Source organism: Paucibacter sp. B51 (genome assembly GCF_027863535.1).
GTDB classification, from domain to species: domain Bacteria; phylum Pseudomonadota; class Gammaproteobacteria; order Burkholderiales; family Burkholderiaceae_C; genus Paucibacter_A; species Paucibacter_A aquatilis.
In genome coordinates, this window is record NZ_JAPIVN010000001.1 from 692105 (window position 1) to 715442 (window position 23338).

23 protein-coding genes are annotated in these 23338 nt (G+C 67.8%); 17 read left to right on the plus strand and 6 right to left on the minus strand.

Translation table 11 applies throughout. The annotated features are described in order from the left end of the window. From OOB33_RS02955 to OOB33_RS02975, 5 genes are all read left to right on the plus strand, one after another. A complete protein-coding gene (locus OOB33_RS02955; protein ID WP_271007595.1) occupies positions 1 to 663 on the plus strand; it encodes a DJ-1/PfpI family protein in 663 nt (220 codons plus the stop codon). Then, positions 663 to 1466: a substrate-binding periplasmic protein gene (locus tag OOB33_RS02960; RefSeq protein ID WP_271007596.1), complete on the plus strand. Its 804-nt coding sequence runs from the start codon at positions 663 to 665 to the stop codon at positions 1464 to 1466. The genes OOB33_RS02955 and OOB33_RS02960 overlap by 1 nt, the downstream gene beginning before the upstream one ends. Before the next feature lie 192 nt (positions 1467 to 1658). Then, a complete protein-coding gene (locus tag OOB33_RS02965) occupies positions 1659 to 2252 on the plus strand; it encodes a hypothetical protein (protein ID WP_165794652.1) in 594 nt (197 codons plus the stop codon). Beyond that, the gene (locus OOB33_RS02970) at positions 2249 to 3355 is read left to right on the plus strand and encodes a sensor histidine kinase (protein ID WP_271007597.1); all 1107 of its coding nucleotides are present in this window, start codon (positions 2249 to 2251) and stop codon (positions 3353 to 3355) included. Before OOB33_RS02965 ends, OOB33_RS02970 begins: the two co-directional genes overlap by 4 nt. Continuing rightward, positions 3352 to 4092 carry a LytR/AlgR family response regulator transcription factor gene (locus OOB33_RS02975; RefSeq protein ID WP_271007598.1) on the plus strand — a complete coding sequence of 247 codons (741 nt, stop codon included), beginning with the start codon at positions 3352 to 3354 and terminating at the stop codon, positions 4090 to 4092. The genes OOB33_RS02970 and OOB33_RS02975 overlap by 4 nt, the downstream gene beginning before the upstream one ends. 33 nt (positions 4093 to 4125) lie before the next feature. Here the strand turns inward: OOB33_RS02975 and OOB33_RS02980 are convergent, their stop codons facing one another. Beyond that, positions 4126 to 4635, minus strand: coding sequence for a DUF1203 domain-containing protein (locus OOB33_RS02980; RefSeq protein WP_271007599.1), 510 nt, complete (start codon positions 4633 to 4635; stop codon positions 4126 to 4128). A 166-nt stretch (positions 4636 to 4801) separates the two neighbouring features. Here OOB33_RS02980 and OOB33_RS02985 point away from each other — a divergent pair, with 166 nt between their 5' ends. Together OOB33_RS02985 and OOB33_RS02990 are read left to right on the plus strand one after the other, a co-directional pair. Next, on the plus strand, positions 4802 to 5929 hold the full coding sequence (locus OOB33_RS02985) for a hypothetical protein (RefSeq protein ID WP_102768946.1): 1128 nt from the start codon (positions 4802 to 4804) through the stop codon (positions 5927 to 5929). A gap of 11 nt (positions 5930 to 5940) precedes the next feature. Continuing rightward, on the plus strand, positions 5941 to 6369 hold the full coding sequence (locus OOB33_RS02990) for a phosphate ABC transporter substrate-binding protein (RefSeq protein ID WP_171826576.1): 429 nt from the start codon (positions 5941 to 5943) through the stop codon (positions 6367 to 6369). 39 nt (positions 6370 to 6408) lie between these two features. Here the strand turns inward: OOB33_RS02990 and OOB33_RS02995 are convergent, their stop codons facing one another. Continuing rightward, complete coding sequence (locus OOB33_RS02995) at positions 6409 to 8310, minus strand: serine hydrolase domain-containing protein (RefSeq protein WP_271007600.1); 1902 nt, start codon at positions 8308 to 8310, stop codon at positions 6409 to 6411. Positions 8311 to 8512: 202 nt separating this feature from the next. Here OOB33_RS02995 and OOB33_RS03000 point away from each other — a divergent pair, with 202 nt between their 5' ends. The 3 genes from OOB33_RS03000 (at position 8513) to OOB33_RS03010 (ending at position 11492) form a co-directional block, all read left to right on the plus strand. Next, a complete protein-coding gene (locus OOB33_RS03000; protein WP_102768943.1) occupies positions 8513 to 10165 on the plus strand; it encodes a peptide chain release factor 3 in 1653 nt (550 codons plus the stop codon). A gap of 356 nt (positions 10166 to 10521) precedes the next feature. Next, the gene (locus OOB33_RS03005; RefSeq protein ID WP_102768942.1) at positions 10522 to 10713 is read left to right on the plus strand and encodes a hypothetical protein; all 192 of its coding nucleotides are present in this window, start codon (positions 10522 to 10524) and stop codon (positions 10711 to 10713) included. Positions 10714 to 10853: 140 nt separating this feature from the next. After that, positions 10854 to 11492, plus strand: coding sequence for an NAD(P)H-dependent oxidoreductase (locus tag OOB33_RS03010; protein ID WP_271007601.1), 639 nt, complete (start codon positions 10854 to 10856; stop codon positions 11490 to 11492). 21 nt (positions 11493 to 11513) lie between these two features. Here the strand turns inward: OOB33_RS03010 and OOB33_RS03015 are convergent, their stop codons facing one another. Beyond that, a complete protein-coding gene (locus OOB33_RS03015; RefSeq protein ID WP_271007602.1) occupies positions 11514 to 12332 on the minus strand; it encodes a helix-turn-helix transcriptional regulator in 819 nt (272 codons plus the stop codon). Between the two features lie 207 nt (positions 12333 to 12539). Between OOB33_RS03015 and OOB33_RS03020 the strand changes: the two genes are divergently transcribed. Beyond that, the gene (locus OOB33_RS03020) at positions 12540 to 13484 is read left to right on the plus strand and encodes an amino acid ABC transporter substrate-binding protein (RefSeq protein ID WP_271007603.1); all 945 of its coding nucleotides are present in this window, start codon (positions 12540 to 12542) and stop codon (positions 13482 to 13484) included. 48 nt (positions 13485 to 13532) lie between these two features. Here the strand turns inward: OOB33_RS03020 and OOB33_RS03025 are convergent, their stop codons facing one another. The 3 genes from OOB33_RS03025 to OOB33_RS03035 all read right to left on the minus strand — a co-directional run bounded on the left by OOB33_RS03025 (position 13533) and on the right by OOB33_RS03035 (position 16940). Next, entirely contained in the window at positions 13533 to 14543 is a 1011-nt protein-coding gene (locus OOB33_RS03025) for a PEP-CTERM sorting domain-containing protein (protein WP_102768937.1), read from the minus strand. 69 nt (positions 14544 to 14612) lie between these two features. Further along, positions 14613 to 15635 carry a hypothetical protein gene (locus OOB33_RS03030; protein ID WP_271007604.1) on the minus strand — a complete coding sequence of 341 codons (1023 nt, stop codon included), beginning with the start codon at positions 15633 to 15635 and terminating at the stop codon, positions 14613 to 14615. A gap of 333 nt (positions 15636 to 15968) precedes the next feature. Beyond that, positions 15969 to 16940, minus strand: coding sequence for an MBL fold metallo-hydrolase (locus OOB33_RS03035; protein ID WP_271007605.1), 972 nt, complete (start codon positions 16938 to 16940; stop codon positions 15969 to 15971). 178 nt (positions 16941 to 17118) lie between these two features. On the opposite strand from OOB33_RS03035, the gene OOB33_RS03040 reads away from it, so the two are divergent. From OOB33_RS03040 to OOB33_RS03065, 6 genes are all read left to right on the plus strand, one after another. Further along, positions 17119 to 17499, plus strand: a complete 381-nt coding sequence (locus tag OOB33_RS03040) for a SirB2 family protein (RefSeq protein ID WP_102768934.1) — start codon at positions 17119 to 17121, stop codon at positions 17497 to 17499. Positions 17500 to 17527: 28 nt separating this feature from the next. Beyond that, complete coding sequence (locus OOB33_RS03045; protein WP_271007606.1) at positions 17528 to 18514, plus strand: helix-turn-helix transcriptional regulator; 987 nt, start codon at positions 17528 to 17530, stop codon at positions 18512 to 18514. 97 nt (positions 18515 to 18611) lie between these two features. Then, positions 18612 to 19247, plus strand: coding sequence for a hypothetical protein (locus OOB33_RS03050; protein WP_271007607.1), 636 nt, complete (start codon positions 18612 to 18614; stop codon positions 19245 to 19247). A gap of 141 nt (positions 19248 to 19388) precedes the next feature. After that, entirely contained in the window at positions 19389 to 20795 is a 1407-nt protein-coding gene (gbpA, locus tag OOB33_RS03055; RefSeq protein WP_271007608.1) for an N-acetylglucosamine-binding protein GbpA, read from the plus strand. Between the two features lie 129 nt (positions 20796 to 20924). Beyond that, positions 20925 to 22631, plus strand: coding sequence for a phosphoethanolamine transferase (locus OOB33_RS03060; RefSeq protein ID WP_271007609.1), 1707 nt, complete (start codon positions 20925 to 20927; stop codon positions 22629 to 22631). Beyond that, a complete protein-coding gene (locus tag OOB33_RS03065) occupies positions 22628 to 23332 on the plus strand; it encodes a phosphatase PAP2 family protein (RefSeq protein ID WP_271007610.1) in 705 nt (234 codons plus the stop codon). Before OOB33_RS03060 ends, OOB33_RS03065 begins: the two co-directional genes overlap by 4 nt. The last annotated feature ends 6 nt before the right edge of the window (positions 23333 to 23338 follow it).

Here is a 23338-nt window from a genome sequence, read left to right on the forward strand (position 1 = left end):
ATGCGTGAAGTCACCCCCTCCGGTCTGAACGCACCCGGCGCCACGCGGGTGGCCCTGGTCTGCTTCGACGGCTTCCAGGAGCTGGACGCCTTCATCCCCCTGGCCCTGCTCAACCAGCTGCGCCCCCGCGGCTGGAGCGCCGAGCTGTGTGGGCCGGGCACCATGCTCAGCTCCATGCATGGCCTGCAACAGCCGCTGCAGCGCCCGCTGGAATGGGCCAACGAGGCCGAGGCCGTGCTCTTTGTCGGCGGCCTCTACAACCGCGCCGTGGCCGAGAACTCGGCCTTGCTGGACCGGCTGCAGCTGGACCCCTTGCGCCAACAACTCGGTGCCTTGGGCTCCGGCAGCCTGCTGTTGGCGCGCCTGGGGCTGCTGGGCGACAGCCCGGCCTGTTGTGATGCCGCCACTCGGCCCTGGCTGCTGGAGGCCGGCGTGCGGGTGCTGGAACAGGAAGCCTTCCATGCCCATGGCCCGGTGGCCACCTGCAGCGGCGGCCTGGCCGCCCCCCTGCTGACCGCCTGGCTGGTGCTGAACACGGCTGGAGAAGCGGCGCTGAGAGAGGCCATCTGGCCCAGCCTGCCGCTGGGCGAGCGAGAGGCTCAGCTGACACAGTTGCTGGCCCAGGTGCGGCGCGGCTCGCAGGGCTTGTGGAGCCGGGACTGATGCGAAGACTGCAACACCTCTTGAAGGTCGGCCTCTGGTTCAGCGCCATGGCCTGGGCGGGGCCGCAGGCCGACGCCGTCCAGGCCACCGCGGCCTCGGCCCCCGCCAAGCCCGCCCTGCGCGTGGCTCACACCGAGGCCATGGCCTTCCCTTTGCTCAGCATCAGCCCGCCCAACCGGCTGAGCGGCGGCTTTCTCAAAGACCTGGGCGATCTGATCGCCGCCGAGCTGGGCACCGAGGCCCGGCATCTGCTGGTCGCGCGGCGACGCATGGAGAGCACGGTGATGGGCGGCGAGGCCGACATCGCCTGTTACTACAGCCCGCACTGGATTCCCGTGGCCGGCCCGCATTGGACCGTCCCCGTCGTGCCCCAGGTGGAGCGCGTGGTGTCGCTGGCGGCCCAGCCTTTGCCTTTCGAAAGCCTGAGCGATCTGCAGGGCAAGCGCATCGCCGTGCTGCTGGGCTACCAATTCCCGCAGCTGCAGGCCGCGTTCGAGAGTGGCCAGGTGACCCGCCTCGATGAACGCCAGGTCGAGCTGCTGTTCCGCCGCCTGCGCCTGGGCATGGCCGATGCGCTGATCACGTCCGAGGTGGAGATCGCCGGCTACTTCAAACGCTTCCCTGAGGAACGCGAGCGCTTCCACATCAGCCACCGCAGCTTCTCGATCACCGACACGCAATGCCTGGTCTCCCCCGGCTCACCCTGGCGCCTCGCCGCCATCAACGAAGCCCTGAACCGCCTGATCCAGCGCGGCACCGTGGCCCGCCTGGCCCAGCGCTATGGCATGAGCGGTGGGCGCTGAGCCGGCGCCTGCCCCTCTCCCTCTCACTCCTCACACTTCACGGCTCATGTGCGCCGAGCGACCGCTCGTGCGCGTTGGGGCGGGCTTCGCCGCCTCAGGACCTGACAATGCCGGTCCCCGCCTACGCTTCGCTTCGTTTCCAGGTCTGGAACACCGGTGCGAACTCTTTTTGACGAAGGCGAGCGAGATCCCATGAAAACCACGTCCTCTCAGCTGCGAGCTCTGATCGCGGCGCCCCTGGTGGCCCTGATGGTCACGGCCTTGGCGGCCGATCCCAACCCACTGCCCCAGGGCTGGTTCCGGGCCGGCGATGCGGTCGACTGCCGCAGCACCACCGAGCCCCGCGCAGGCGCCCCCACGCCCAAGGTGTTTCTGCTCGACTGCAAGCGCAATGCGCGCGGCTTTGTCACCGCCATGCAAAGCATCCAGGCACGGGATTACGCCGGCCAGCGCCTGCGCCTGAGTGCACAGGTCCAGGGCGAGGACCTGTCGCAATGGGGCGGCATCTGGCTGCGCGGCGATGTCGGTCAGGACATCGGCCGCGTTTTTGACAATATGGAGCTGCGCCCGCTCAAGGGCAGCTTCGGTTGGCGCGAGGTCTCGGTCGTGCTGCAGATTCCCAAAGAGGTGGATTCCCTGCATTTCGGCACCATGCTGACCGGCGGCGGGGTCTTGCGTGCCACCCAGTTCAAGCTGGAGATCGTGCCCGACAGCGTGCCCGAAACCCAAGGGCCCGAGCACGCGCTGCTGCTGCCGCGCCAGCCCCAGCATCTGTCGCCGCCGTGAGGGCCCCGTCTCCAGCGGCCGGGCCGCGCGCGCCCGCTGCCCTGGCCGCACGGGCTCTGCGTGAGGAGTTCGGCCGCCCGGCCCTCTGGCCGCAGCTGGGCCTGGGCTTGCTGGGCTTCGGTCTCAGCGCAGCCTTCTGGGCCCAGCACGCCGCCTGGTGCCTGGCCCTGAGCCTGTGGGCGGGCTGCGCGCTGAGCCAGTGCTTGTTGAAGGCGCTGAGCCTGCACGCCGATGCCCGCCTGCAGCGCCACGGCTGGGCGCTGGCCCTGCTCCTGTGCGCCCTCGCCGTTCTGTCTGGCGCAGCGGCGGGCTGGCAGCTCGATCTGCAGTTGCGCAGCCAGTTGCTGGACCTGCCCCGCTGGGCCCAGGGCGAGCCGCTGGCGCGCGCCGGCCTGCACCTGGGCTTTGTCGGCCTGCTGTTGGGCCTGCCGCTGCTGCAACGCAGCCGCCGCCTGGCCGGCGAGCAAGACCTGGAGCAGGAGCGCGACCGGGTGCGCGCCGAGCTGCAACTGCTGCAAGCCCAGATCGAGCCGCACTTTCTCTTCAACACCCTGGCCACGCTGCGCGGACTGGTGCGCCAGCAATCGAGCCTGGCCCTGCCCTTGCTGGACCGCACGACGGCTTTCCTCGAAGCGGTGCTGCCCGAGGTGCGCACTGCGGATTCCACGCTGGGCCGCGAGCTGCACATCGTGGAGCAGTACCTGGCCATCATGGCCCTGCGCCTGGGCCCGCGCCTGCGCTACCGCATCGAGGTGGCCCCCGAGCTGCATGCCTTGCCCCTGCCGCCCCTGCTGCTGCAACCCTTGGTCGAGAACGCCATCGTGCACGGCATCGAGCCCTGCGAAGGCGGTGGCGAGCTGTTGCTGCAAGCGACGCGCAGCAACACCCATCTGCGGCTGCGCGTGTACAACAGCGGCCAGGCGCTGCAAGCCCGCTCGCCCCAGGCTGGCCACGGTCTGGCCTTGGTCAATCTGCGCCAGCGCCTGCACGCTTTGTACGGGCATGCGGCCGAGTTTCAACTCCAGCCTTTGACCGATGGTCGCGAAGGCACCGAGGCCCTCTTGCAACTGCCCCTGGGCCACACCACCCCTGCAGATTCATGACGCCCACCCCCACCGCCTTGATCGCCGACGACGAACCGGTGCTGCTCGAAGAGCTGCGCTGCCTGCTGCAAGAGGCCTGGCCCGAGTTGCAGATCGTGGCCAGCGCCAGCAGCGGCAGCGAGGCGCGCCGCCTGCTGGACCACTGGCAACCCGATATCGCCTTTCTCGACATCCGCATGCCCGGCATCGATGGCCTGAGCCTGGCCCGGCTGGCCCCACCACAGACCCGGCTGGTCTTTGTCACCGCGCATGCCGAGCACGCGCTGGAAGCCTTTGAACACGCCGCGGTGGACTATCTGCGCAAGCCACTCACGCCGGCCCGACTGGCGCTGACGGTGCAGCGCTTGCAAACGCGCCTGACGCAGCGCCCGCAGGAGCCCGACGCCGGCACGGTCACGGGCACGGACACGGGCCCGCGCTTCTTGCAAGCCTGGATCGGCAACAGCCTGCGCCTGATCGAGCTGGAGCAGGTGGCCGTGTTGCGCTCCGAGCTGCGCCACACCCGGGTGCAGAGCTTCGAAGGCACCACCCTGCTGCTGCGCACGCCTCTGGGTGAGCTTCAGCAAGCGCTGGATCCCGAGCTGTTCTGGCAGGTCCATCGCGGCACGGTGGTCAACGCGCGTGCCATCGAGCGCGTCGAGCGGCGCGAGAACGGCGACCTGCAACTGCATCTGCGCGCTCCAGGCGCAGTGGTGCCGGTGAGCCGCAGCCATCGCGGCCGCTTCAAGGGCATGTAGTGCGCGAGGGCAGAGCGCCGAGGGCCCCGAATTTCAGACCCGCTCGATGCGGGCAGCAAAGCAGCCATAGCCGGCAAATCGGGCCAGCACGAAAGCCACCTCGGCACGGGCGAACTGCTGCTGCAACAGAGCTTCGGCCTCGTGGGCCTCGACCACCTGGCCATCGACGATGCGCTCTTGCGCCGAATAGGCGCGCAAGACAAAACGCGGGCCCAGATAGGGTTGCGGGCCTTGCAGCGGAAGGGCGCTCAGCGGCGCCGTCGACTCCGCCGCCGCGGCGCGCACAAACACCGGGCCGAACTCGCGGTACGGCCCGGGCAGCGCAAGCGGGCTGTGGCTGGCCAGGATCAAGGCCTCGCCCGGATGCGCGCGCCGCAGCACATCGCGGCAAGGCTCGCCGCCCTGGGCGATGTGATGTTCCACAGGCTGGCCCAGATCGTCCAGGCCCTGCTCACGCACGCGGCGCAAGAAGTCGGCAGCGATCGGTCGCACGCAGTAGCGCTGGAGGGGTGAGATACAGAAGGTCGTGGGGCTCTGGTTCATGGACTCAGTGTCTGGTTCCACGCAAGCCCTGGCCACCCGATTCTTGCGCGCTGCGGCCCCAACGAGCGCGCCTCGGCTGTGGCGTCGATGGCACGTAGGGCGGCTACCGCACAAATGCAAGCAGTGGCATCATGACCTGACCCCTAGGCAGTATCAGGAGTTCACCATGCGCTTTGCATCACAGGGCCGATCGGCCCTCGCTTGGGTTCTGGTGGGAGGGTGGCTGGCCGGTGCCGGCGCATCGGCGCATGCCGATGAATGGAGCTTCTCAGGCTTCGCCACCTTGGGGATGGGCAAGACCATCTCCGGGGTCAAGCAGGACTATTACGGCTTCAAGTGCCCCTGCTACATCGCCAACTACCCCGACGTCGGCATTTACCGCGACTCCATCTCGCTCAAGCCTGACAGCCGCGCCGGCGTGCAGCTGATCTATCGGCCGAGCGACAGCATCAGCTTCACCGGCCAGCTGACCGGCCATGCCGCCAACGACATGAAGCCCACGCTCGATTGGGCCTATGCCAGCTGGAACCTGAACGAGAGCCTGACCCTGCAGGCCGGCCGCAAGCGCCTGCCCCTGTTTGGCTACTCAGACTTTTTCCATGTCGGCTACGCCTACCCGTGGATCCGGCCGCCGGGCGATCTCTATGGCTGGCAGATCGTGGCCTACAACGGCGCCAATCTGCAGTACCGCCGCAGCATCGGCAGCATCTCCGTGTCCGCCAATGTCTGGGCCGGCAGCGAGTCGGACAAGGACAACCGCATGCTGGGCCAGATCTACTACGGCGACAAGGTCGAGGAGAAGTGGAAAGGCATCTTTGGTGGCTTCGTCGAGCTGAGCAACGACTGGGGCTCGCTGCGCTTCGTGGCCATGAGCAACAAGGTGGATCGCTTTCTTGGCACCGGTGCCGCACGCAGCGTCAACAAGGATGGGGTGAAACAGAACTTCTACGGCATCACCGCCAATGTGGACCATGGCAACTTCGTGCTGCGCAGCGAGATCAATCGCTTCGTCCGGCCTGATGCTCCGAAAGACATCTACAACGTCTACTTCCTCAGCGCCGGCTACCGCTTTGGTGACTGGCTGCCCATGCTGACCTACTCGCGCTTCAGCGAGGATTTCAAGGACGACCCCACGGCCAACGAAAAGCACAACACCTGGATCGCCACGCTGCGCTGGGACTTCCGGGCCGACAGCGCCTTGAAACTCCAGTACGACGTTTTCAAGGACAAGTCCGCGTTCCCCTTTGTGGGCAACGCCAAGGCCATTGCGATCTCGCTCGACCATGTGTTCTGAGGAGTACGGCCATGAACACGCAATCCAGCACATTCCCGCAATGCAGCGCTTTGCTGCTGATCGCCTTGGCCACCGGCCCCAGCCAGGCAGAGCCCGTGGTGGTGGTCAATCCGGCCTTGGCCAGCAAGCCCAGCACGGATGAAATCAAGGCCGTCTTCCTGGGCCAGGCCACCACCTTGCCAGGCAGCGGCGCGGTGCAGGTGGGCTTGCCCAAAGAAGGCAAGCTGCGCGAGGATTTTGTGATCGCCTATGTCGGCAAGAACGAGAAACAGTACAAGGCCATCTGGACTCAGCTGATCTTCACCGGCCGCGCCCAGGCGCCCAAGCAGTTCGAAAGCGAAGACGAGCTCAAGAAATGGGTGGCCAGCACGCCCAACGGCGTCGGCATCCTCGACAGCAGCAAGGTGGACGCCAGCGTCAAGGTGCTGCCGACCAAGTAGCCGCGGCCTGCGCGGCGATTCAGTACGCCGAGCGGCGCCTCAAGAGCCCTCGGCCGGCAGGCGCGCCAGCGCCTCCTTGGCCGAAGGCAGGTCCGGATGGAGTGTCAGCGCGCGGCGGTAGGCTGCGCGGGCTGCAGCCTTGTCGCCCAGGCTCAGCAAGACCTCGCCAAGGCTGTCCCAGGCATTGGCCGATTCGGGGGCCAGCTCGGTGTTGACCCGCATCAGCGCCAGCGCCGTCGTCTTGCGCCCGCTACCCAGTTCGCGATAGGCCTGATCGTTGAGATAGACCTCGCTGCCGGCTTCGTCGCCCGCTTCACGCAAGGCCTTGTAGGCCGCCAGGGCCGCGGCCTGCTCGCCAGCGAGCAAGAGCTCGCGCGGTGCGCGCGTGCCCTCGGCCAGGCGTGGCAGCAGCAAGGGCTGGCCAGCACGCTGTTCCAGACGCAGCTGCCATTGCCCCTGCGCATCGGCTTCAAAGCTGCGTGCCTGTTCCTGCTCGCGCTGCAGATAACGCCCTCCGGCCACGGGCACCAGCTCGCTGGCACTTTCTCCGCCGCGCGCCAGAAAGAGCTGGCGGCCTTCGCGGGTGATCTGCATGAACTGCTCCCCGTTGACACGGTAGCGGCCCGGCGCCCGCTCCAGCGCCTCGGCGCTGACCGGCACAGGCTCCAAGGCCTTGACGCCCGGCCAGCGGTACTCGAAAGCCACGGCGCGGCGCAGCTCGTCCATCAGGGCCGGCTGGTTGGCATTGATCATGATGGCCATGCCCACACCGGCGCTCGGGTGGGCCATCAGGCTGGCGCAGAAGCCTTCGTTCCAGCCGCCATGGGCGAAATAGACCTCGCCCTGCTCCTGCGGCAGGCCGAAGCCCAGGCCATAGCCACTGCCGGCGCGCGCGCTGAGCATGTCCTTGACCAGGGGCACGGGCAACAGCGCCTTCTTGTCGCCGCGCCAGGCGCCTTGCACGCCCAGCGCAAAGCGGGCCAGATCCTGCGAGGTGGTCCACAGGCCGGCGGCGGCCAGCTCGGGGTAGGTGTTGCGCTGACCGGGCACGGCGCGCCCATCGGGCAGCACACCGACGGCCGCGCGCGCCAGCAAGGGCGCAGGCAAAGGCTGGGCAAAGCGGCTCTCGCGCATGCCCAGCGGCCCCAGCACGCGGCGCTGCATCAGCTCGGCGAAGGGCCGGCCGTCGGCCTCACTCATCAAGAGCTGGGCCACGGTGTAGCCGCCGCCCGAATAGCGAAAGGCCTGACCCGGCCTCTGGTCAACGCGCACGGCGGCCGAGTTGGCCGGCGGCTTGCCCTCCAACAAGGTGGGCACATCGGGCACCGCCACCCCGGAGGCATAACCCATGAAACCATGGGCCGTCAGGCCGCCAGTGTGGCTGAGCAGATGGTCCAGCGTGACCGGCTGCTGGGCGGTCCATTCGTTGTCGGGGATGCGCCAGGCCTTGAGCCGGGCATTGACCGGCTCCTGCAGCGCCAGCTTGCCGTCGCGAACCAGAGTCAGGGCAGCCAAGGCGGCCACCGGCTTGCTGATGGAGGCGGCCTGGAACAAGGTGTCGGTCCGCACCGGCAGGCCGGCCTCGCGGTCGGCCAGGCCGAAGACGCGGGTCCAGGCCAGGCCATGCCGGTCGATCACGGTGATGCTGAGGCCGGGCACGCCGTAGTGCTTCATGCGCGCTTCCAGCGTCCAGGTCGGGTCGCCGACAAAGCTGACCGGTGGCCGCAGGCCGGCCAGCACCCGGGCGATGCGGGCCTCCTGGGCCGAATCGCTGGCCCCAGCAGAGGGTGAGGCGGCCGGTTTGGCGGCTGCCGCCGTCAGGGGCGCTGCCAGCGCGGCACAGGCCAGGGCCAGGAGGGAGCCGCGCCAGGGCTGCGCCCGCGTGGTGGACCCGCTGGCTGAGGCAGCACGGGAAGAACGGCGCAGGCGAAGTGTCGACATGATGGCGAGCCACGGCAAAGCGGCGGGGGCAACAAAGAAGTGCCGGCAGGGTAGCCAGACCGACTTGCGCCGTCCAGCCCCGGCCGGACAGGCCGCAGCCCGGGCGGTCTGAGCTGCCGCTGCGGCCGACCGGGGCTTGCGCTGCGATAATCCGCCCCTTTCCCCCTGACCCGTGCAGCCTTTGCGGCTGCGCGCCGCCGCCATGTCCGTTGTCGATCCGCAGCCCGCCTCGTCCCCTGTCCCCTCCCATATTGAGAGCGAGGTCAAGCGCCGGCGCACCTTCGCCATCATTTCCCACCCGGACGCGGGCAAGACCACGCTGACGGAAAAGCTGCTGCTGTTCTCGGGCGCGATCCAGATCGCCGGCTCGGTGAAGGCGCGCAAGGCCTCTCGCCATGCCACCTCGGACTGGATGGAGATCGAAAAGCAGCGCGGCATCTCGGTGGCCTCCTCGGTGATGCAGATGGAGTACCGCGACTGCGTCATCAATCTGCTCGACACCCCGGGCCACCAGGACTTCTCGGAAGACACCTACCGCGTGCTGACCGCCGTGGACGCGGCCCTGATGGTGATCGACGCGGCCAACGGCGTGGAGCCTCAGACCCGCCGCCTGCTGCAGGTTTGCCGCGCCCGCAACACGCCCATCCTGACCTTCGTCAACAAGATGGACCGCGAGGTGCAGGAGCCTCTGGCCCTGATGGACGAGATCGAGCGCGAGCTGGGCATGACCGTCGTGCCCTTCACCTGGCCGGTCGGCATGGGCAAGCATTTCCACGGCGTGATGGACCTGCGTGAAGAGCGCATGCGCGTGTTCTCACCCGGTGAGGACCGCGTGGCCGGTGACGAGGAAGTGCTGGAAGGCCTGCACAACCCGGCCTACGCCGAGCGCTTCGGCATGCAGTACGAGCAGGCCGAGGGCGAGATCGAGCTGGTGCAGGATGCCGCTGCGGCCTTCGATCACGAGGAGTTCCTGTCCGGCCGCCAGACGCCCATGTTCTTCGGTTCGGCCGTCAACAACTTCGGCGTGCAGGAAATCCTGGACGCCCTGGTGCAGCTGGCCCCGGCGCCGGGCGAGCGCGCCGCCATGCAGCGCGTGGTCAAGCCCGAGGAGCCCAAGTTCACCGGCGTGGTGTTCAAGATTCAGGCCAATATGGACCCGGCCCACCGCGACCGCATCGCCTTCCTGCGCGTGGCCAGCGGCCACTTCGAGCGCGGCATGCGGCTCAAGGTGGTGCGCAGCGGCAAGGAGCTGCGCCCGAACACGGTGGTGAGCTTCCTGTCACAGCGCCGCGAGTTGCTGGACGAAGCCTTTGCCGGCGACATCATCGGCATCCCCAACCACGGCGTGCTGCAGCTGGGCGACACCATCACCGAAGGCGAGGCCCTGCAGTACACCGGCCTGCCCTTCTTCGCGCCGGAAATGTTCCGCTCGGTCGAAGTGGCCGACCCGCTCAAGACCAAGCAGCTGAAAGCCGGCCTGCAACAGCTGGGCGAAGAAGGCGCAATCCAGGTCTTCCGCCCCATGGCCGGCAGCGTGCTGCTGCTGGGCGCCGTGGGCCAGCTGCAGTTCGAAGTGGTGGCCCACCGCCTCGAGCATGAATACGGCTGCAAGGCCCGCATCAGCGGCAGCCGCTTCCAGGTGGCGCGCTGGGTCACCTGCGACGACGAGAAAGAGCTCAAGCGCTTCATCGACGCCAACGACCACCGCATGGCCCTGGACGCCGTCGACGCGCCCACCGTGCTGGTCGAGTACGCCCCCGAGCTGCGCGCCATCGAAGCCAACTGGCCCAAGATCAAGTTCCACGCGCTGCGGGAGCACGCCGGCCTCGTCTTCCAGAAACGACTGGAGGGGTAAGTTGGGACAGAGCCGAGGCCCTTCGGCCTTGGCGTCGCCCAACTTACGACAGACCGTGTCCCGCGCGGGCTGGCCGGGGAGAGTCAGGACCGAGTTGGATGCATGCGCATCCAACGACGCCTGACGAACGCTTTTGCACGTCCTGCGTGCAAAGGCCGGGGAGAGCCGGGACCGAGCTTGATGCCTTCGCATCAAGCGACGCCCGGTGAACGCCGTGCACGTCTTGCGTGCAAAGGCCGGGACAAGTTGGGACAAAGCCAAAGCCCTGCGGCCTTGGCGTCGCCAAAACATCCACGCGGCTGTGCTAGCCTGAGCCGAAACATGGCACAGGCCTTCCGGCCCGAGGAGCGGTGGCGATGCAAACCCTGAACGAGATGCTGGCACTCAAGCTGCTCAGCCCCGAGCAGCATTTCGAGATCCTCAGCTGGACCACCCAGGCCAAGACGCCGGAGCGCATCCTGGAGATGCCGCCACATCTGTGGCGCTCGCTGGAACTGGCCAGCGTGCTGCTGGACGGCCAGGGCTGCGGTCTCAACCAGCGCGGCTGAACGCGGCCGCCTGCGGCGCTGCAGCAGCAGACACGATCCAGCAGGATTCTGATAGCGCGAAGCGGCGGGCGCTGCGCACACTGCGCAGACCTGTTGAACTCTCTTCACGGCACGTCCCCGCGACGCTGCCTCGCGCCACGATGAATCTCCTGCTCGTCACCGCACACCCGGACACCGGGTCTTTCAACTTCGCCATGCGCGAGCGCGCACAAACCGTGGCCCGCCGGCTGGGCCTGGGGCTGCAACACAGCGACCTGTACCAGCAAGGCTTCTCTCCGGTGCCGGGGCGGGCCGATTTCCAGACCTTTCCCGAGGATCAGCTCTTGCAGCTGGGTTCGGCCCAGCGCGAGGCCGCCCGCCTCGGCGGCTTTGCTGCCGACATCGCCGCCGAGCAGGACAAGCTGCGCTGGGCCGACGCGGTGCTGCTGCAGTTTCCACTCTGGTGGAGCGGCTATCCGGCCATGCTCAAAGGCTGGATCGAGCGGGTGCTGAGTCTGGGCTTTGCCTACGGCCCCGACCCGACCCTGGAACCGCGCGCGCTGATCATGGCCTTGACCACCGGCGGTGCCACCGATGCCGAGGACGCACGCGCGACCGAGGCCCATGTGCGCAGCCAGCTGGCCCAGCCGGTGTTCGGCTACATGGGCTGGGGCGCGCCGCGCCTGCACTTGGTCCATGGCCCGGCCCGCATGAACGAGTCCGAGCGTGTGCGGGCCTTGCAGCACTACGAGCAATGGCTGGAAGCCGAACTGCAGACCCTGCGCGCCAGCGCGCGCTGATCGGCAGATGACGTGCGCCGCTCAAGCCGGCTGCAGACTGGAAGGCACGCGCCCGAACTCGCGGCGGAAGCTGCTGCTGAAATGGCTGTGCGAGGCAAAGCCGCAATCCAACGCCAGCTCAGTCAGCTGGCCGCGTCGCTCGGGCAGTTGGGCCAGCGCGGCCCGCAGACGCAGGCGCTGCAGATGACCATGGATGCTCTGCCCGGTGTGCTGACGAAACACCCGAGCGGCATGAAAGGCCGAGGCGCCGCAGGCGCGGGCCAGCGACTCCAGGCTCAGCGGCTGCGCAAAGTCCATCGCCATGCGCTCACGCAGCGCTTCGACCAAATCTTCCTGCCGACGCTGGCTGCGGCGCGCAGGCGCCCGCTCCGCGGCGGCTGGGCGCTGCAAGCGCAGGATGAGGGCCAGCACACGCCAGCCGGCCTCGTCGCGTGCCAGGGCATCGGGCGCTGCGCCCAGGGCATGCACGGCCAGGGCCAGCGCGGGGCTGCTGGGCAGCAGGCCGCTGACCAGATCGGGAGCCCAGGCCTGCAAGAGCGGGGCCGGCAGTTGCAGGCAACGGCTGCGGCGCCGCTGTGCCGTGGGTGAGGCCAGTTCAAAGCCCTCGCCCGCGGCCAGCAAAAACACCTGGCTGGGGTCGATGACGCGCGGCCGAGCGCCGGCCAGGCGCCGCAGGTCCATGCCCTCGAGCATGAACTCGATCTGGAAGCGCGGCAGCTGTTCCTCGCGCCAGGCACTGACCCGCCCGGGGCAGTGCCATTCACTCCAGCCCAGGCGCGCCTGATCCTCGGGCATGACCTGGCCCTGGTCTTCGCTCCAATCGGGAAATCTTGCCGCCATGCTGATCTTGATGTCACCGAGCCGCCGCCCGCGGCCGGCATGCTAGCAGTACGGGGTTTGAACCTGGCGCCGCTCTGTTATGGTTTGAGCTCACGCACGATGGGCGGACAGAACCTGAGTCTGGCCTGCCCGTAACCCCACCACCCCGCCTGGGTTCCGCCACCTTCGGGCCGGATCAGGACATCGTCGCCGCACAGCCTCCACACCATGCCAAGCAATCGCATCTCCTGCCCCCAGCCCCTGCGGCGCAAGACCTGGCCCTTGCCGCTGATCCTCGGCGCCATGACTACCGCGGCTCTCACCCTGCCGGCAAAGGCCGGCCAAGGCAGCCTGGACAGCATCCGCAGCAGCGGCGAGCTGGTGATCGGCTACCGCGCCGATGCCGTGCCCTTTTCCTACGACCTGCCCGGGGGCAAGCAACCGGTCGGTTATGCCATCGAGATCTGCAAGCAGATCGCCGAGGCGATGAAGAAGGAGCTCAAGCTCAAGGAGCTGACCCTGCGCTACAAGGCGGTGGACAGCAAGCAGCGCTTCCCGGCCGTGGCCGAGGGCCAGGTGGACCTGGAATGCGCCAACACCACCAACAATCGCGAGCGCCGCGACAAGCTGGGCATGGCCTTCACCATCCCGCACTACATCGCCGGCACGCGCATGCTGGTGCGCAAGGATTCCAATATCGAACGGGTGGAAGACCTGGGCGGCAAACGCGTCATCACGACCAAGGGCACGACTTCGGCGCCGCTGATCAAGAGCAAGAGTCAAGACCTGGGCCTCAAGCTGACCCTGCTCGAGTGCGACGACGACCAGCAATGCTTCAACGCCGTGGACAAGCGCCAGGCCGATGCCTATCTGATGGACGACATCCTGCTCTACAGCTTCCGCGCCAGCGCGCCCAAGCCCGAGGATTTCGCCGTGGTCGGCAAGCTGCTGTCCATCGAGCCGCTGTCACTGATGATGAGCAAGAAGGACCCGGCGCTGAAGAAGTTTGTCGACGCCGAGATGGGCCGTCTGATCCGCGGCGGCGAGGTGGCCAAGCTCTACAAGCAGTGGTTCGAGTCGCCGATCCCGCCCAAGAACGCCAACCTCAATGTGCCGATGAACTACCTGATGCGGGATTCGCTCAAGTTCCCGACCGACCAGGTCGGGGACTGAACGAAGCCAGCGGCGGCCTCCCGGTCGCCGCTGCCTGCGGCCGAGGGCTCAGCGCTCCTGCTTGCGCATGCTGCGGCGCCACTTGAGGCCGCCGATGGCCAGCAGGCCGAGACCGAGCAAGGCCGCGCGGCCCGGTTCGGGTACCGGGGTGGTGATCACCGGCAAGGCCTGGCCGGGATCGAAGCTGAGGCTGGTGCCTTCGGCCACGCGAATGGCATCGATGGCCAGGCTGTGCGAGAAATCTGCGACACCGCCGTTCTCGGCCGCGGTAAAGAGGAAAAGGTGAAACTGCAGGTAGTAACTGCCGCACAACGGTGAGACCACACCCGCGGGGCAATCGTACCGGGTCGAATCGGCCGTGACACTGAAGTGCTGGTCCACCTCGGCGCTGCGGTTCAGGCTGTTGGTCTGCACGCCCACGGTCTGCAGATTGCGCTGCGCCGTTGTAGGCCAGTGCGCCAGTTGGTTCAGCAGAGCCTCGCCCTCCAGGTTCGGGTCGATGCCGATGTTGGCAAACAGACGCTGATAGCCACCTTCGTTGACATCACTGGGCGAGCCCAGGCCATAGGCTGCCACCACGGCGCGCGAAGGATCGACGCCGGTGGCGGCGCGGTCGCCCAGGGTCTGCAGACTGCCCGTCAGATGCAGGTCCAGCGTCACCGGGGCGGCATTGCTCAAGAACGCGGAGAAGCTGATCATGGAGTAGCCATGAGCCAGGCTGATCGTGGCGTCCGGGTCCAGCGCCTGGAACGCGCCGCTGAAGCTGCCGATGCGGCCGGCGGCCACGGAGTTGCGCGCCTCGGCCGAACGGCCGTCCAGGGTCAGTCGAGCCTGGCTGTCTTCGGCCAGCAGCCCGTCACCGTAAATGTGACGATGGAAATCGTTCTGCAACCGGCCATCGATCAGGGCCACGGCCGAGGTCTTGCTCTCCATCACATACCAGCGATTGAGCTCAGGCGTGCCGCTCGCCAGCACGCTGCTGGCGGCCAGAGCCAGGACACTGGCCACCAGCGCATGGGGGCGGAAAGAGGGGCGATTCAGTACTTCGGAAACAGTCATGGGGGAGGCAGTCAAAGAAACGAAAAATCAGTCATCCATCCGAGCAGCAATGTGAACGCAAGGCCGGCCTCAGGGCGCGACCGGCGAACGCTCGAAGCGACGGCCCAGCATGGCCGACCAGCCCCGTGCCAGCAGACCGCCGGCCCCACGCGGCTCAGGCTCGCGCAGCCCGTGCACGGGCAGCTCGGCGCCGGGCTCAAAACTCAGGGCGCAGTCCTCGGGCAGGTGCAGCGCCTCCAGGCTCAAACCCGGTGAAAAATCGGCCACGGCGCCGTTCTGTGCTTCGGCAAACAAAAACAACTCGAAGCACAGGCGGTGGCGGCCGTAAAGCGCCGGGTCCACACCGTCCTCAGGGCCAAGGCAATGGCTGTCAGCCTGCACCGACAGCTGCTGCTCGATCACCAGATCCTGCATGTGCGCGCTGGCGCGGGCACCAAAGGTCTGCAGCTGGGGCTGGCTGCTGCAGGGCCAGGCGCGCAGCTGATCCAGCAAGGCCTCGCCCTCCAGCTCATGCCCCAGACCCAGCTGGCGGAACAAGCGGGCACGCCCGGCTTGCTCGCCATCGGCCGTGGAGCCCAGGGCAAAGGCCGCCACTGCGGCCCGCGAAGGCAAGGGCAGCACCCCCGAGCGCGGACCGCTGACACGCAAAGTGCCGCTCAAATGCAGATCCAGCACGGCCGAGACCGGGCGCTTGAAATCAATGCAGAAACTGAGGCTGCTGTGGCTGTGCCCCTGGCTGAGTCTGAGACCAGGATCGGCAGCCTGCTGCGAGGAGGCATAGCAGCCAGCATGATGAGGCGCCACGGTGGCAAAGCTCAACACCGAACGACCTTCGCCAGCCACCGAAGCCTCGCTGTCCAGGGCCAGCCCGCTTTCAGAGAAATCGGCCCGATCCTGCTCGCTGAGGGCCGCGCTGTCGATCGCAGCAGCCGCCTGGGTGTGGCTGTGCTGCGGCTGCCAACGCTGCCAGGCCGCCTGAGCCGACAAAGGCATCCAACGTACACCGGCACGACGCGCCAGCTGACGCAAGGACAAGCCCGGCTGCGGCCAGGCCGACCGGGCACCCGCAGCCAGGGCTGCAGGGGCAGACATCAAAAACTGCTCGGCGGCGGACAGGGCCATGACGACAACAACTCCCGGGCTCGTTCGAAGCCGGGGCCGGGCGCCCGCCCATCGAGAGCAGGGCCTGAACAGGGCCAATCCAGAATCGAAACCGACAACAAGGACAACACGCAAGGTTCACGCCCGCGGCGAACGGCCTTCAGGCACGGTCACCGGAGCACTCCAACACACGGCACAGAAGCACCGCGAAACCGCCGGCATTCTGTGCGAGGCCCCGCACCGTTCGTGAATTACTTACGCTTTGTTTCCTCGTCATCCCTAGAACTTGGGGGGAGGGCGGCCCTGCGCCTCCCCGGTTCAAGTTCAGGGCTTGCTGCTGTAGTTGGTGGGTACCCAGATGTAGCCCTTGCCATCGGCGCGCAAGCGGCCAATGCCGGGGAAGGCCACATGGGCCACGCCGACGTAATAGCCGTTCTTGGCGGCATCGGCGTAGGCTTTCTCGCGCTGCGGGCGGGCGGCCTTGGAGTCGCTGTCGAACTGGATGGTCACCGAAGGATCCGGAAACTGCACCGCGGCCACATGCATCAGATCGCCCCAGATGGCCAGCTTCTGGCCCTTGCTCTCGGCCACGTACACCGTGTGGCCGGGCGTGTGGCCGTAGGTGGACACCGCGCGGACGCCGGGCACCAGTTCCACACCTTGGACCGAGCCCTCGAAGGGCTTGAAGCGACCGGCCTCCTGGTAGGGCTTGATCGACATCATGGCACCCTTGAAACCGCCTTGCGCGGCCTCGGGGGCCTTGGCCATATTGGCCTCGCTGAGCCAGTGGTCAGCCTCGCGCTGGTCGATGCGCACCACAGCGTTGGGAAATGCGGGCTTGCCCTCGCTGAGCAGGCCGCCGACATGGTCACCGTGCAGATGGGTGATGTAGACCTCGTCGACCTGCTCGGGCTGGTAGCCGGCGGCCTTGAGATGGCCGAGCAGCTTGCCCAGCGTGGGGCCAAACAGGCTGGCGGCGCCGGTGTCGACCAGCACCAGTTTGCTGCCGGTGTTGATCAGATAGCCATTGACCGAGGTCTCCAACGGCACGCCGAGGTAGGCATGCTGCAAGGCACGCGCCACCTGGCCCGGCTTGGCGCCGGTGAGCAGCTTGTCCATGGGTAAGTCGACGGTGCCGTCGTTCAGGGCCGTGACTTCGAAATCCCCCAGCATCATGCGGTAGTAGCCCGGCGCCTGGGTTTTGACCTGGGGCGCGGCAGCCTCGGCGCTGAGCGGGAGGGCGCCAGCCAGCAGGGCGGCGGCCAAGGCAAGACTCGTGCGGACATGTGAGGACATGGGGTGTTTCCTTGAGCTGAAGAGGACGCGAAGGGTCTGGCGGTGCCAGGTCTTGCGCAGCATAGCAAGCCGGCCCGCCCCCGTCTGACGCGGGTGACAATGCCCGAGAACGCCAGACTTCTTGACAACAGCCTGCCGTCGGACGACGCTGGCCGCGCGAACGCCAAAGACCCACACCATGTATTCCTTCGACCTGCAGATGAGCGAGATCCATGTGCTGCTGGCCTGGTGCAGCGTGGCGCTGTTTCTGGTGCGCGGCCTGGCCTTCCAGCTGGGCGGTCAGTGGGCGCTGGACAGCCGCTTGAGCGTGCTGGTCTTCGGCATCGATCTGCTGATGACCATCACCGGCCTGAGCCTCTGGGTGCTGCTGTTCATGAACCCGTTTCTGCGGGACAGCTGGCTGTTGGCCAAGCTGATCGCTCTGGTGGTCTACACGGTCTGCGCGCACTGGGCCATGGGCCAGGGCGAGTTCCGCAGCCTGGGCTATCTGCTGGCCTTGCTGGCCCTGGCCTATATGCTGGGCTGCTCGATCACGCGCAGCCCCTGGCTGGGGTTGTGAGCCTTGGCCACGGCGCCGGCCTGAGTCCATGCAATCCAGCCGCCTGCTGGCCATCCTGCTGCGCCTGCAGGCCCAGGGCCGGGTCAGCGCGCAGGCGCTGGCCGAGGCGCTGGAAGTGTCGGTGCGCACCGTCTACCGCGACATCGACGCGCTCAGCGCCGCCGGCGTGCCCGTCTATGCCGAGAAGGGCCGGCGCGGCGGTTTTGTGCTGCGCGAGGGTTACCGCACCCGGCTGACCGGCCTGGACCGGCCCGAGGCCGAAACCCTGTTCTTCGCCGGTGCGCCCTTTGCCGCCGAGCAGCTGGGCCTGGGCGCGGTGCTGGAGACCACGCGGCTCAAGCTGCTGGCCGCCCTGCCCGAGGCCATGCAGCAGGACGCCCAGCGCGTGGCCTCGCGCTTTCACCTCGACCCGGTGGCCTGGTTCCAGGGCCCGGAGGCGCAAGGCCTGCTGCCCGAGCTGGCCACGGCGGTCTGGACCGGGCGCATGCTGCAGCTGCACTACCGGCGCTGGCAGGGCGAGGTCGAGCGCCGCGTGGCACCCCTGGGCCTGGTGCTCAAGGCCGGGCTTTGGTACCTGGTGGCGGCGGCGGGCAGCCAAGTGCGCAGCTACCGCGTCAGCGCGATTCTGGCGATGACGGTGGAGGACGAACTGGCGCCGGCCCTGCCCGGCTTTGAGCTGCAGCGCTACTGGCAGCAGTTCTGCGCCGACTACGAAGCCCGCATGGCCAGTGGCCGGGCCCGCGTGCAGGTGCACCCCGCCGCGCTGCGGCGCCTGTCTGAGCTCAGTCTGGCCGTGGCCCGGGCCGTGGCCGACGCGACACCACCGGCCGCGGCCGAGGCCTGGTGGGAGTTGGAGATCCCGATCGAATCCATCCCGGCCGCCGTGGGCGAGCTGCTGCGCCTGGGCCCCCAGGTGCAAGCCCTGGAGCCACCCGAGCTGCGGCAGGCCCTGGCCGAGGCGGTGCAGCGCTTGCAGGCGATTTACCCGCCGAGGGTCAATTCTGAAAATAGCTGACACGCCTTGTCAGTTTTTGGCGCCGAGACTGAAGGTGTCGGTCGGCGCCGTCGCCCACAGCGCGCTGGCCTCCATCCATGAACTTCAGGAGACCACCATGACCCTGCCTCAAACTCAGCTCCCCAGCGCGACCCGCCACCCCGCACCGCATGAGCTGCAACGCCGACATCTGCTGCAGCTGGGCGCAAGCCTGGCAGCCGCCGGCAGCGGCGGCAGCGCGATGGCCAGCGCCAGCAGCGCCGGCCGCCCGGATCAGGGCGGCAGCCCCAAACCGCCCTCGCCCACCGGCCGCCCCGGCGATTTCGACTTCCTGCGCGGCGAATGGCGCATCCAGAACCGCCAGCTCGACAAGCACGGCGTCTGGCAGCAGTTCGAGGGCGAGGCCACGGTCTACGCCATCCTGGCCGGCATTGGCAGCGTCGAGGAGCTGCGCATCCACTCGCGCCAGTTCAGTGGCATGGGCCTGCGCCTGCTCGATGTCGAGCGCAAGCTCTGGGCCGACCACTGGGTCAATGCCAAGAGCGGCGTGCTGACACCGCCCCCGGCCTGGGGCAGCTTTGTCGACGGCGTGGGCATCTGGGACAGCCAGGAGCAGGACGGCGACTCCCTCATCATCGACCGCGGCATCTGGGACCAGATCACGCCGCAAAGCTGCCGCTGGACACAGACCCGCTCGCGCGACGGCGGGCACAGCTGGCAAGACAACTGGGTCATGCACTGGCAGCGCCGCTGAACACATCGCCTCACCCGTGCACACCGCCGGTTTCATAAGTTACTGCAAACCAATATAAAACCAGATAAACCCCAATCCAAAACCACTTGTGCGCGATGTGCGCACTGCGCAGAATCGTCCGACCCCAACAAGGAGGACGTTATGCGCATCCGCACCATCACTTTGGGCCTGCTGGCAGCCACGCTGCCGGCCCTGGCCACCGCCCACGGTTACATCAGCGCGCCCGAGTCGCGCAGCCTGCTCTGCAGCAAGGGCGGCAACAGCAATTGCGGCCCCATCCAGTACGAGCCGCAAAGCCTGGAAGGCCCCTCGGGCTACCCGTCCGGCGGGCCGGCCGATGGTCGGCTTGCCAGCGCCGGCCTGACCCAGTTCGGCAGCATGGACGAACAGACCAGCACCCGCTGGACCAAACGCGCCATCAAGGCCGGTGCCCAGACCTTCTCCTGGACTTTCACCGCCAACCATGCCACGCGCAACTGGCGCTACTACATCACCCGCGCTGACTGGAACCCCAACACCAAGCTCAGCCGGGCCTCCTTCGAGACCCAACCCTTCTGCACGGTGGACGGCGGCAACAGACAGCCGCCCAAGACCGTCAACCACACGTGCACCGTGCCGGCGCGCAGCGGCTACCAGATCATCCTGGGTGTCTGGGAGATTGCCGACACGCCCAACAGCTTCTACAACATGGTGGACGTCAGCTTCGACGGCACGCCGCCCGTCACCACCTGGAACCCCAAGGGCACCATCTACCCCTCGGTGGACCTGGCCGCCGGTGACAAGGTCGCCACCCGGGTGTTCGACACCAAGGGCGAGCGCCCCGAGTTCCAGACCCGCATCACCATCGCCAATGCCACGGATGGCCAGCGCAACACCTGGCCCTTCCTGCTGGCCAGCCGCATCAATGCCGAGCAAAGCCAGCTCAAGGCCGGCCAGAAGGCTGCCGACGGCAGCATCAGCCCGGCCTATGGCCAGAACGAGGTCTTCGTGCGCAGCGACAGCGGGCTCGACCGGGTGGAGATCCAGATCGACAAGGCGCCGCCGCCCAATGTCGACCTGCTGGTCAACGGCGTGGCCGCCGAGTACACCGCGCCGACCAGCGGGCCGCTGAACCTCAGCTTCAGCGTGACCGCCGTGGGCGAGCTGGACGTGACCGCCACCTTGTTTGACGCCGCCGGCAACAGCAAGGCCCAGGCCAGTGTCTCGCTGAACAACAGCGGCCAGACCCTGAACCTGGCGCTCAACCCCGCCACGGGCGGCGCCTACAACCTGGTGGTCAAGGGCAGCCCGAAGGCCGGTGGCAATGTGCTGCAAAAGACCTATGCCATCACCGTCAAGCCGGCCGGCAGCAGCACCTACGACTATGTGTTCCCGAACAGCCTGGCCAGCTACAAGGGCGGCACCAAGGTGCTGCAGCCCAAGAACGGCAAGGTCTACGAGTGCAAGCCCTTCCCCTACGAGGGCTGGTGCCGGCAGTGGAGCAGCAATGCCACGGCCTACGAGCCCGGTGTGGGCGCGCACTGGGCCGATGCCTGGATCGCACGCTGATCACGCCCTTCGGCGCTGAACTTCGCGCTGCCGCCTGGCGGTGCTGAAATCTGCCCCCGTCCCGCCGAAAAGCTGGGCCGGGGGCAAGTCCTTAAGGGTGGCTTCATCGGCATCGGTTCCAATGCGGGGATGACCGCCTTTGCCTCCTCCCGGACCTCTGGGTCCCCCTTTTCCCGACGCCGTTTCACGCTGGCCCTCAGCGTCGAACAGCTGCTGCTGATCTCCAGCCTGTTCTGGCTGTTCAGCGCCAACCGATTGTTCTTTGCCGCTGCACTCAAGGACCGCCTCGCCAGCGACGCCAGCAGCTGGAGCTTTGGCCTGGCCATCGGCGTGATGGTGCTGGCCCTGCATGTCTTTCTGGTCGGCCTGGTGGCCCACCGCTGGACCATCAAGCCGGTGCTCGCCGTGCTGCTGATCGGCACCGCCTGCTCCACCTTCTACATGCAGACCTACGGCGTCTACCTCGACCCGACCATGCTGCGCAACACCTTGCGCACCGACCCGGCCGAGGCCTCCGAGCTGCTGAGCCTGCGCATGGCCGGCCATGTGCTGCTCTGGGCCGGCCTGCCTTTGCTGGCGCTGTGGCGGGTAGAGATCGTGCGCCGCCGCAGCTGGCAACGTGCGCTGGGGGTGCGCCTGGGCGTGCTGCTGCTGGCCCTGGCCACGGCGGTGGCGGCCATCATGGCGGTGTTCCAGCCCTTCTCCTCGCTGATGCGCAACAACAAGGAGATCCGCTACCTGATCACCCCGGCCAACTACATCTGGTCCCTGGGCTCGGTGATCGCGCAAGACCTGAAAGGGGCGGCCAAGCCGCGCCAGCCTCTGGGCCTGGACGCGAAACCGGGCGCGCAGATGAGCGCCCGCGCCAAGCCCCTGGTGCTGGTGCTGGTGGTGGGTGAAACCGCACGCGCGGCCAACTGGGGCCTGAACGGCTATGCCCGCCAGACCACGCCGCAGCTGGCACAAGTGCCGGAACTGATCAGCCTGCCGCCGGTCGAGGCCTGCGGCACCAACACCGAGACCTCCCTGCCCTGCATGTTCGCGCCCATCGGCCGGCGCGATTACGACGAAGCCCGCATCCGCGGCAGCGAGTCTCTGCTGCACCTGCTGGCCCGCGCCGGCGTGCAAGTGCACTGGCGCGACAACCAGAGCGGCTGCAAAGGCGTCTGCGACGGCCTGCCCAATGACTTTGTCGATGACCAGAACGCCCCCGGCCTGTGCGACGGCAAGCGCTGCCTGGACGAGGGCCTGATCGCCGACCTGGACGCCCGCCTGGCGGCGGCCAAGAGCCAATCCGCCTCCACCCACCTCTGGGTCATGCATCAGCTGGGCAACCATGGTCCGTCCTATTTCCGTCGCTACCCCGAGGCCTTCGAGCGCTTCAAGCCGGCCTGCCAGAAAGACGATCTGCGCCTGTGCAGCAAGGAAGAGATCGTCAACGCCTACGACAACGCCCTGCTCTACACCGACCATCTGCTGGCCGAGCTGGTCAAGAAGCTCAAGGCCCGCTCGAACGAGGTGGACACGGCCCTGATCTACGTCTCCGACCATGGCGAATCGCTGGGCGAAAACGGTCTGTTCCTGCATGGCATCCCCTACGCCATCGCCCCCAAGCAGCAGACGCAGGTGCCCATGCTGATGTGGGCCAGCCCGGGCTTCGGTGCCAATGCCGGCCTGGACATGGCCTGCCTGCGCCAGCGCGCCAGCCAGACCGAACCCGCGCCTCGCCATGACCACCTCTTCCACACCGTGATGGGCCTGCTCGATGTGCACAGCAGCGTGTTCGCGCCGGAATGGAATCTGGCCCAGAACTGCAAGACCGGGGCGGCCCGATGAACGCCATCCTGCCCGCCGCGGCGCCAGCCTGGCGCCGGGATCTGCTCCTCACCCTGATCGCCCTGGCCTTGCTGGCCGCCTGGGAGTGGAGCGGCCTGGACCTGAGCATCTCGCGCCTCTACGGTGATGCCAACGGTTTTGCCTGGCGCGAGGCCTGGCTGACCGCCGGCCTGGGCCACCAGGGCGGCCGCAGCCTGGCCTGGCTGATCTTCATCGCCCTGATCATCGATGCGATCCGGCCCTGGATCGCCCGCCCCGACCGCTCACCCCTGCCCAGCCCGGCGCGCAGCGAGCGGCGTTTCTGGCTGCTGGTGACCCTGGCCTGCCTGATCGCCATTCCTTCGCTCAAGCAGGTCAGCCAGACCAGCTGCCCCTGGGATCTGCAAGAGTTCGGCGGCAGCGCGCCCTATGTGCCGCATTGGCTGCTGGGTGTGAAGGACGGCGGCGGCGGCCACTGCTTTCCCTCGGGCCATGCGATTGCGGCCTTTGCCTTCTTCAGCCAGTTCTTCCTCTGGCGCCAGGACCGGCCGGCCATCGCCCGGCTCTGGCTGGCCGGCGTGCTGGTCTTCGGCACGCTGTTCGGCTGGGCCCAGCTGGCGCGCGGCGCCCACTATGTAAGCCACACCATGTGGTCGGCCTGGATCTGCTGGGCGATCTGCGTGGCGGCTGCGGCCTGGCGGGCGCGCCGCGTGCAGGCCTGAGCGACG